The organism is Streptomyces sp. NPDC004327, from assembly GCF_042873935.1.
Taxonomy (GTDB): Bacteria; Actinomycetota; Actinomycetes; order Streptomycetales; family Streptomycetaceae; genus Streptomyces.
The window spans coordinates 152,691-161,949 of the sequence record NZ_JBIAME010000009.1; the positions used below are offsets into that span (position 1 = coordinate 152,691).

The window sequence follows — 9,259 nt, forward strand, 5'->3', positions numbered from 1 at the left end:
CTCTCGTACGACAAAGCTGCGAGAGGAAGCCTTTCAGCACGGAGCGTGCTCGCGCCATTACACAAAAGAGTGGGTGTGGATCGCGCCGGACTGGGCATCGCGCGCGCTCCCCTGTCTCCGGGAAGCCGACCCGGACGGATCCGGCCTCCGGCCGGCGCGCTGTCCGGATCGGCTCGCACACCGTACGAAGGGATGGCAGCGGAGCAGGTGCCTCCGGTACTCCGGAAGCACTGCGAAGGCACGCCGAATCCCCTGCGGAACCACCGCACTTCGCGTGTCCGAAAGGAGCCGGTCATGTCCCCACCCATGTCCGCGAGCCGCTTCCTCGACGCACTGCGCGGCGAGGGTCTGACGGTCGTCGAGGTCGGCGACTGGCGCACCCACAACCGCAACCACAAGGGCCCCTGGGGTCCCGTCAACGGCGTGATGATCCACCACACCGTCACCCGCGGCACCGACGCCACCGTCCGCATCTGCCGGGACGGCTACGAGTCGCTGCCCGGGCCGCTCTGCCACGGCGTCATCGCCAAGGACGGCACGGTCCACCTGGTCGGCTACGGCCGGGCGAACCACGCGGGCCTCGGCGACCCCGACGTACTGCGGGCGGTGATCGCCGAACAGCGGCTGCCGGTCGACGACCAGGCCACCACGGACGGCAACCGGCACTTCTACGGCTTCGAGTGCGAGAACCTGGGCGACGGCGCCGACCCGTGGCCCAAGGTGCAGCTGGAGGCCATCGCCAAGGCCGCGGCGGCGGTGTGCCGGGTGCACGGCTGGACCCAGCGCTCGGTCATCGGCCACAAGGAGTGGCAACCGGGCAAGGTGGACCCGCGCGGCTTCACCATGGGGTGGCTGCGGGAGCAGATCGCCGACCGGCTGAGGTGACCGCGCACTCACAGCCGTCCTCCTGACCGGCGACAATGGCCGGGTGAACGCGTTCGATCCCGCCCTCCTGCGGCCCCGGCTCCCTTCCCCCCTCCAGCCGGTCGAGGACGAGCGCTTCACCCGGCACGGCCTGACGCTGCTGATCAAGCGGGACGACCTGATCCACCCCGGCCTGCCGGGCAACAAGTGGCGCAAGCTGGCGCTCAACCTGCGGGCGGCCGCCGGGCGCCCGGTGCTCACCTTCGGCGGCGCCTACTCCAACCACCTGCGGGCGACGGCCGCCGCCGGCCGGCTGCTCGGCTTCGCCACGATCGGCGTCGTGCGCGGCGAGGAGCTGGCCGGCCGCCCGCCGAACCCCTCGCTGGCGCGCTGCGCGGCGGACGGGATGCGGCTGGTGTTCGTGGACCGCGCCACGTACCGGGCGAAGCACGAGCCCGCGGTGCTGGCGCGGATCCTGGCGCGGGCCGGGGCGCCCGGTGACGTGTACGTGGTCCCCGAGGGCGGCAGCAACGCGCTCGCCGTCCAGGGCTGCGTGGAGCTCGGGCGCGAGCTCGCCGGCGAGGCCGACGTGGCGGCGGTCGCGGTCGGCACCGGCGGCACCCTGGCGGGCCTCGCGGCCGGGCTCGGGCCCGGGCGGCGGGCCCTCGGCGTCCCGGTCCTCAAGGGCGGCTTCCTGGGCGCGGAGGTGCTGGCCCTGCAGGAGGACGCGTTCGGCGGCCGGCGCGGCGACTGGTGGCTGGACGAGCGCTTCCACGGCGGCGGCTACGCCCGGACGACGCCCGAGCTCGACGCCTTCGCACAGGATTTCGAGGCGCGGCACGGTTCCTGGCACGGACTCGCCATCGAGCGACTGTATGTCGCCAAAATGCTCCTCGGCGTGCTGACGCTCGCGGAGGAGGGCGCGTTCCCGTCCGGCACCAGGATCGCCGCCGTGATCACGGGCGCTCCCGAACCCCGGCAAGGGCCTCAGACGACCTCCTCCCGGTAGGCCGCCGCCTCCTCCAGGTCCAGCCGGCGCAGCAGCGAGCGCATCATCTCGTCGTCGATCTTCCGGGCGTCGCGCAGCTTCACGAAGACCTCGCGCTCCGCGTCGATCATCTCGCGCGCGAGGCGCCGGTAGGTGTCGTCCGCCGTCTCCCCGGTCAGCTCGTTGACCGCGCCGAGCCGCTCCCAGACCGCGTTGCGGCGCCGCTCCATGACGGTGCGCAGCCGGTCGGCGATCGGCTCGGGCAGGGCGTTGCGCGGGTCGGCGAGGAGGACGTCGAGGCGTTCCTCGGCGGCCCGGGACGCCTCGCTCTGGGCCTGCGCCTCGGCGAGGGTCTCCTGGTAGCGGTCGCGGCCGGGCAGCTTCAGGACCCGGATGAGCGGCGGCAGGGTGAGGCCCTGGACGACGAGGGTGCCGATGACGGTGGTGAAGGTGAGGAAGAGGATCAGGTTGCGGGAGGGGAACGGGGCGCCGCCGGCGAACTCGGGGATGGAGAAGGCGATGGCGAGCGAGACCACCCCGCGCATGCCGGCCCAGCCGATCACCACCGGCGCCCGCCAGTCCACACCGGGTTCGCGCTCCCGGATCCGGGCGGAGAGCCAGCGGGGCAGGAAGGTCGCGGGGAAGACCCAGACGAAGCGGACGACGACCACGAAGACGAAGACCCCGACCGCGTACCAGGCCGCTTCGCCCATTCCGTACGGCCCGAGCCCCCGGATGACGAAGGGCAGCTGGAGGCCGATCAGCGCGAAGACGGCGGACTCCAGGACGAAGGCGACCATCTTCCACACGGCCTCCTCCTGGAGCCGGGTCGCGAAGTCCACCGACTGGCTCGCCTTGTGCCCGAGGTGCAGGCCGACCACGACCACCGCGAGCACTCCGGAGGCGCCGACCTCCTCGGCGGCCGCGTAGGCGACGAAGGGGATGAGGAGGGAGAGGGTGTTCTGGAGCAGCGCCTCGGTCAGATGGGTGCGGATCCAGTGGATGGGCACCATCAGGACCAGGCCGACGCCGATGCCGCCGGCCGCGGCGAGCAGGAACTCCCCGAAACCGCCGGCCCAGCTGATGCCCTCCCCCACGGCGGCGGCGAGGGCGACCTTGTAGGCGGTGATCGCGGTGGCGTCGTTCACCAGCGACTCGCCCTGGAGGATCGTGGTGATCCGGTTCGGCAGGCCGAGCCGGCGGGCGATGGCGGTGGCGGCGACCGCGTCCGGCGGCGCGACGACCGCGCCGAGGACCAGGGCGGCGGTCAGCGGCAGGTCGGGCACGAGGACGTAGGCGAGCCAGCCCACCGCGACGGTCGCGAAGAGGACGTAGCCGACGGAGAGCAGGGCGACGGGCCTGAGGTTGGCGCGCAGGTCGAGGTACGAGGATTCGACGGCGGCCGTGTAGAGCAGCGGCGGCAGGACCAGCGGCAGCACGATGTGCGGGTCGAGGGTGTAGTCCGGCACCCTCGGCACGTACGAGGCGATCAGGCCGACCGCGACCAGGAGCAGCGGCGCGGGCACCGGGGTCCTGCGGGCGAAGCCCGCCACGGCGGTGCTCGCCGCCACCAGTGCCACCAGCTGCAGTGCGTCCATGCCCGTCCCGTCCCCTGTCGTCCTTCGTCGCGGCCGCCGTGGCCGTCCGCCCCGGCCGCGGCCGTCCTGGTCGGCGCTGTCGGTGCCACGTCGTAACCTGGCCATCATGAGCGAGTGCCCGCACGTTGCCGAACTGCCGCGCCCCGAACCGGTGCCGCTGCACGCCACCTGTCCGGAGTGTCTGGCGGACGGGACGAACCCGGTCCAGCTGCGGCTCTGCCTGAGCTGTGGGCACGTGGGCTGCTGCGACTCGTCGGCGGGACGGCACGCGACGGCGCACTTCTCGACGAGCGGTCACCCGGTGATGCGGACCTTCGAGCCGAACGAGCGCTGGCGCTGGTGCTTCGTGGACGCTTCGATCGTCTGACGGTTCGACCGCCCGGCGGCTGGGTACGTCACCCCTCCGCGGGTTCTCCGCGGCCGCCGGGCGGGGGCGGTCCTACCAGGCCCCCGGCGACACGGCGGGACGGATCGCGATAGCGTCTCGGCGGACTGCGCAACCACTGCGTACCGCCTGGTTCGGGGGGCCTTCCCTCCGGGCCCCGAAAGAGCATGTGCCACCTTGGAGGTGAGGGTGTCCCAGATCGCAGGCGAGCCCGGGACCCAGGACTTCGTGGAAGTCCGGCTGCCCGCTGCGGGTGCCTACCTGTCCGTGCTGCGTACGGCCACGGCCGGCCTCGCGGCGCGCTTGGACTTCACCCTCGACGAGATCGAGGACCTGCGGATCGCCGTCGACGAGGCGTGCGCGATCCTGCTCCAGCAGGCGGTGCCGGGGTCGGTGCTGAGCTGTGTGTTCCGCCTGGTCGACGACTCGCTCGACGTCACGGTGTCGGCGCCGACGACCGACGGCCGGGCACCCGAGCGCGACACCTTCGCGTGGACGGTGCTGTCGGCGCTGGCCGGGAAGGTGGAGTCGTCCGTGGCGGACGACAAGACGGTCTCCATCAGCCTGTACAAACAGCGCGGCGCGGGGCCAGGCCCGGCGTGAGGCGCGGGGACGCGACGGCCGGCATCCCTGAGCAGCAGGCCCGGCCGCATCCGGAGGCTCCGGAAACCCCGGGAGCTCCGGGGACCGGCATCGACGCAGAGGTCGAGGCCGGGGCCGAGATCGAGGTCGCTACGGATCACGCGGAGCAGGCGGACCAGATGAGCGAGCACGGGCAACACGAAGAGGCCGCCGGGGCGGCCGGGCCACAGAAGGCTCCCGACCCGCACGACCGCAGCGGGGCGCGGGCCCTCTTCGTCGAGCTGCGCACCCTGCCGGAGGGTTCGCCGGAGCGGGCGGCGCTGCGCGACCGGCTGGTCCGGATGCACCTGCCGCTGGTGGAGCACCTGGCCCGGCGGTTCCGCAACCGCGGCGAGCCGCTCGACGACCTGACGCAGGTGGCGACGATCGGCCTGATCAAGTCGGTGGACCGGTTCGACCCGGACCGCGGGGTGGAGTTCTCCACGTACGCGACCCCGACGGTGGTCGGCGAGATCAAGCGCCACTTCCGGGACAAGGGCTGGGCGGTACGGGTGCCCCGCCGGCTCCAGGAGCTGCGGCTGTCGCTGACGACGGCGACGGCGGAGCTCTCCCAGCAGCACGGGCGCTCGCCGACCGTGCACGAGCTGGCGGAGCGGCTCGGGATCTCCGAGGAGGAGGTCCTGGAGGGTCTGGAGTCGGCGAACGCCTATTCGACGCTCTCGCTGGACGTGCCGGACACGGACGACGAGTCGCCGGCGGTCGCGGACACGCTGGGCGCGGAGGACGAGGCCCTGGAGGGCGTCGAGTACCGGGAGTCGCTCAAGCCGCTCCTGGAGGACCTGCCGCCGCGGGAGAAGCGGATCCTGCTGCTTCGCTTCTTCGGGAACATGACGCAGTCGCAGATCGCGCAGGAGGTCGGCATCTCGCAGATGCACGTCTCCCGGCTGCTGGCGCGCACACTGGCGCAGCTGCGCGAGAAGCTCCTCGTCGAGGAGTGACGGCCGCCCGGAAGCGGAGGCTCAGGCGTTGCCCTGGCCGGGGCGCTTGATGCCGAGCGCCTCGGTCGTGGCCGGGTTCACCAGGACCACGAGGCCGGTCACGGCGAGGGCCGCGAGGGCGATGCCCGCCGGGATCATGACGCTGTTCGCCTGGAGCAGCTGCCAGGCGACCGGCAGCGCGAGGATCTGGGTGATCACCGCGGGGCCGCGGCTCCAGGAGCGGCGGCGCAGCAGCCCGCGCGCGGCGGCGAGCGGGATGAGCCCGAGCGCGATCAGGGTGGCCCCGCCCATCAGCGCCGAGGTGAGGTCGCCGGACGTGTGGGTGAGGCTGGTCACCAGGAGGTAGAGGCCGCCCGCCACCAGGGCGAGGCCCTCGACGCCGGCCACCACCGCGGCGGCGGTGAGCCGCCCGCGCCGGGCGCCCGGCTCCGCGGCCGGTTCCGCTCCCTGCTCCGTACTGCTCGTGTCGGCACTGCTCGCACTGCTCATGCTGGAAGGGTAGCGGGGGGCCGCCGGGAGGTGCCCGGCCCCTGGACCGGGACGCGCTCGGTACCGCCGGGTAGGTACGCTGGCGACCATGCGCGCGCTTCTCGTGGTCAACCCGGCAGCCACCACCACCAGTGCCCGCACCCGGGATGTGCTGATCCACGCGCTCGCCAGCGAGATGAAGCTGGAGGCGGTGACCACGGAGTACCGCGGGCACGCCCGCGACCTGGGGCGCCAGGCTGCGGAGTCGGACGACATCGATCTCGTGGTGGCACTCGGCGGCGACGGCACCGTCAACGAGGTGGTGAACGGGCTGCTGCACGCGGGGCCCGACCCGGAGCGGCTGCCGCGGCTCGCGGTGGTGCCGGGCGGCTCGACCAATGTCTTCGCGCGGGCCCTCGGACTGCCGAACGACGCCGTGGAGGCGACGGGCGTCCTGCTCGACGCGCTGCGCGAGCGCCGGACACGGACGGTGAGCCTCGGGCTCGCGTCCGGGACGCCGGGCACGGACGACGAAGCGGTTCCCGAACGCTGGTTCACCTTCTGCGCCGGCTTCGGCTTCGACGCGAGCGTCATCGGCCGGGTCGAACAGCAGCGCGAGATGGGCAAGCGTTCGACGCACGCCCTTTATCTGCGCCAGGTGGTGCGCCAGTTCCTGGGCGAGCGGAACCGGCGGCACGGGACGATCTCCCTGGAGCGCCCGGGTGAGGATCCTGTGGAGGATCTTGTCCTCTCCATAATCTGCAACACGTCTCCCTGGACCTACCTGGGCAATCGTCCGGTGTACGCGTCACCGGAGGCGTCCTTCGAGACGGCGCTCGACGTGCTCGGACTGACCCGTCTGTCGACCCCGGCGGTGGCCCGCTACGCCACCCAGCTGCTGACGTCGACGCCCGAACGCGGGCCGCACGGCAAGCACGCGCTGACCCTGCACGATCTGACCGACTTCACCTTGCATTCGAAGGTCCCGCTCCCCCTGCAGATGGACGGAGACCACCTGGGACTGCGTACGAGCGTGACGTTCACAGGCGTACGCCGTGCACTGCGTGTGATTGTGTGACCAGAAGGACCGAAAGTCCTTCTACTCGAACGTTTAGGCTGCCCTCCACCCCCCAGAAGTACGGCTGTGACCGAGCCGACACCGAGGAATCAAAAAAAACTTTCCGGAAGGGGTTGTATCCGTTGCTGGGGTTTGGGAGTCTCTTCTTGGCGATCGGGACGGCCCGCAGGACCGGCCTCCACTGAGAGCCAGAACCCCTCCTCTGTAACAAGGACCACACCAGTTCACCTGGCAGTCGGCCCTTCCCTTGCGGGGGGATTCGTGAAAGCGTTCACATTCACAAGCAACTTGCACGTAACACCTGAGAGAGGTAGCAGCCATGGACTGGCGTCACAACGCCGTTTGCCGCGAGGAAGACCCCGAGCTCTTCTTCCCCATCGGCAACACCGGTCCTGCGCTGCTGCAGATCGAGGAAGCCAAGGCCGTCTGCCGCCGCTGCCCCGTCATGGAGCAGTGCCTGCAGTGGGCGCTCGAGTCCGGCCAGGACTCCGGCGTCTGGGGTGGCCTCAGCGAGGACGAGCGCCGCGCGATGAAGCGCCGCGCCGCCCGCAACCGGGCGCGCAACGCGACCGCCTGAGCCACCTGCACAGCCTGAGGCACGCGGCGCGTACGTCGTGTACGCACTCACCGCCCCCGAGCCGCAGCGCGCGCAGTAACCCACAGCATTCGAGCCCCGGACCGATTTCCTTCGGTCCGGGGCTCGCTGCTGTGAACTCCCTCTCAGTCGACGGGAGTTGCTTATGCGGGAGTTACTTCTGGGGGGTCACTTCTGAGGGAGTTACTGCTGAGGGAGTTGCTTCTGAGGGAGTCACTTCTGGGGGTGGACCGGGATGTCGAGCACGACCCGGGTGCCGCGCTCCGCGCCCGGCTGCATGTCGAAGCTGCCGCCGAGCTCGCCCTCGACGAGGGTGCGGACGATCTGGAGGCCGAGGTTGCCGGCCCGCTGCGGGTCGAAGCCCTCGGGCAGCCCGCGGCCGTCGTCCTTGACCGTGATCAGCAGCCGGGCGTCGGCACGGGGTTCGCCGCGGACGGCGGTGACCTCGACGGTGCCCGTCTCGCCCGGCGCGAAGGCGTGCTCCAGGGCGTTCTGCAGGATCTCGGTGAGCACCATGGAGAGCGGGGTGGCGACCTCGGCGTCGAGGATGCCGAAGCGGCCGTTGCGCCGGCAGGTGACCTTGCCCGGGGAGATCTCGGCGACCATCGCGATCACGCGGTCGGCGATGTCGTCGAACTCGACCCGCTCGTCCAGGTTCTGGGACAGCGTCTCATGGACGATGGCGATCGAACCGACGCGCCGGACGGCCTCGTTGAGGGCCTCGCGGCCGCGGTCGGAGTCCATCCGGCGGGCCTGCAACCGCAGCAGGGCGGCCACCGTCTGGAGGTTGTTCTTCACCCGGTGGTGGATCTCCCGGATGGTGGCGTCCTTGGTGATCAACTCGCGCTCGCGGCGGCGGAGTTCGGTGACGTCGCGCAGCAGCACGAGCGAGCCGATGCGGGTGCCCTTGGGCTTGAGCGGGATCGCGCGCAGCTGGATCACGCCGCCGTTGCCCTCGACCTCGAACTCGCGCGGGGCGTAGCCGGAGGCCATCGTCACCAGGGCCTCGTCCACCGGGCCGCGGGAGGGGGCGAGCTCGGCGGTGATCTGTCCGAGGTGCTGGCCGACCAGGTCGGCGGCGAGGCCGAGGCGGTGGTAGGCGGAGAGGGCGTTGGGCGAGGCGTACTGGACGATGCCGTCGGCGTCGAGGCGCATCAGCCCGTCGCCGGCCCGCGGCGAGGAGTCCATGTCGACCTGCTCGCCGGGAAAGGGGAAGGAGCCGGCGGCGATCATCTGGGCGAGGTCGGAGGCGGACTGGAGGTAGGTGAGCTCCAGCCGGGAGGGGGTGCGCACGGTGAGCAGGTTGGTGTTGCGGGCGATGACGCCGAGGACGCGGCCCTCCCGGCGGACGGGGATGGACTCGACCCTGACCGGGACCTCCTCGCGCCACTCGGGGTCGCCCTCGCGCACGATCCGGCCCTCGTCGAGCGCGGCGTCGAGCAGCGGCCGGCGGCCGCGCGGGACCAGGTGGCCGACCATGTCGTCCTGGTAGGAGGTGGGGCCGGTGTTCGGCCGCATCTGGGCGACCGAGACGTAGCGGGCGCCGTCGAGGGTGGGCACCCACAGGACGAGGTCGGCGAAGGAGAGGTCGGAGAGCAGCTGCCACTCCGACACCAGCAGGTGGAGCCAGTCGAGGTCGGACTCGCTCAGGGCGGTGTGCTGGCGCACGAGGTCGTTCATGGAGGGCACGTGTGCGAGCGTAC

10 protein-coding genes are annotated in these 9,259 nt (G+C 71.9%); 7 read left to right on the forward strand and 3 right to left on the reverse strand.

From position 1 onward, the window contains the following. The first annotated feature begins 294 nt into the window (after window positions 1-294). Both ACFYU9_RS28910 and ACFYU9_RS28915 read left to right on the forward strand, forming a co-directional pair. Entirely contained in the window at window positions 295-885 is a 591-nt protein-coding gene (locus ACFYU9_RS28910) for an N-acetylmuramoyl-L-alanine amidase (protein WP_389208395.1), read from the forward strand. 43 nt (window positions 886-928) lie between these two features. Beyond that, a complete protein-coding gene (locus tag ACFYU9_RS28915) occupies window positions 929-1,873 on the forward strand; it encodes a 1-aminocyclopropane-1-carboxylate deaminase/D-cysteine desulfhydrase (RefSeq protein WP_389346604.1) in 945 nt (314 codons plus the stop codon). Here ACFYU9_RS28915 and ACFYU9_RS28920 read toward each other — a convergent pair. After that, a complete protein-coding gene (locus ACFYU9_RS28920; RefSeq protein ID WP_389208391.1) occupies window positions 1,852-3,450 on the reverse strand; it encodes a Na+/H+ antiporter in 1,599 nt (532 codons plus the stop codon). The two genes, ACFYU9_RS28915 and ACFYU9_RS28920, sit on opposite strands and share 22 nt — an antisense overlap. A 106-nt stretch (window positions 3,451-3,556) precedes the next feature. Here ACFYU9_RS28920 and ACFYU9_RS28925 point away from each other — a divergent pair, with 106 nt between their 5' ends. From ACFYU9_RS28925 to ACFYU9_RS28935, 3 genes are all read left to right on the forward strand, one after another. Beyond that, window positions 3,557-3,817 carry a UBP-type zinc finger domain-containing protein gene (locus ACFYU9_RS28925; RefSeq protein WP_389208389.1) on the forward strand — a complete coding sequence of 87 codons (261 nt, stop codon included), beginning with the start codon at window positions 3,557-3,559 and terminating at the stop codon, window positions 3,815-3,817. 207 nt (window positions 3,818-4,024) lie between these two features. Further along, window positions 4,025-4,438, forward strand: a complete 414-nt coding sequence (locus ACFYU9_RS28930; protein ID WP_389208387.1) for an anti-sigma regulatory factor — start codon at window positions 4,025-4,027, stop codon at window positions 4,436-4,438. Then, window positions 4,435-5,415 (forward strand): RNA polymerase sigma factor SigF, encoded by a 981-nt coding sequence (locus tag ACFYU9_RS28935; protein WP_389208385.1) that lies wholly within the window; start codon window positions 4,435-4,437, stop codon window positions 5,413-5,415. The genes ACFYU9_RS28930 and ACFYU9_RS28935 overlap by 4 nt, the downstream gene beginning before the upstream one ends. A gap of 21 nt (window positions 5,416-5,436) precedes the next feature. On the opposite strand, the gene ACFYU9_RS28940 is transcribed toward ACFYU9_RS28935, so the two are convergent. Continuing rightward, window positions 5,437-5,904 carry a hypothetical protein gene (locus tag ACFYU9_RS28940; protein ID WP_389346606.1) on the reverse strand — a complete coding sequence of 156 codons (468 nt, stop codon included), beginning with the start codon at window positions 5,902-5,904 and terminating at the stop codon, window positions 5,437-5,439. A gap of 88 nt (window positions 5,905-5,992) precedes the next feature. Here ACFYU9_RS28940 and ACFYU9_RS28945 point away from each other — a divergent pair, with 88 nt between their 5' ends. Together ACFYU9_RS28945 and ACFYU9_RS28950 are read left to right on the forward strand one after the other, a co-directional pair. After that, entirely contained in the window at window positions 5,993-6,961 is a 969-nt protein-coding gene (locus tag ACFYU9_RS28945; RefSeq protein WP_389208381.1) for a diacylglycerol/lipid kinase family protein, read from the forward strand. Window positions 6,962-7,280: 319 nt separating this feature from the next. After that, on the forward strand, window positions 7,281-7,538 hold the full coding sequence (locus tag ACFYU9_RS28950; RefSeq protein WP_004937597.1) for a WhiB family transcriptional regulator: 258 nt from the start codon (window positions 7,281-7,283) through the stop codon (window positions 7,536-7,538). Window positions 7,539-7,769: 231 nt separating this feature from the next. On the opposite strand, the gene ACFYU9_RS28955 is transcribed toward ACFYU9_RS28950, so the two are convergent. Next, window positions 7,770-9,236 carry a sensor histidine kinase gene (locus ACFYU9_RS28955; RefSeq protein WP_389209195.1) on the reverse strand — a complete coding sequence of 489 codons (1,467 nt, stop codon included), beginning with the start codon at window positions 9,234-9,236 and terminating at the stop codon, window positions 7,770-7,772. Window positions 9,237-9,259: the final 23 nt, after the last annotated feature.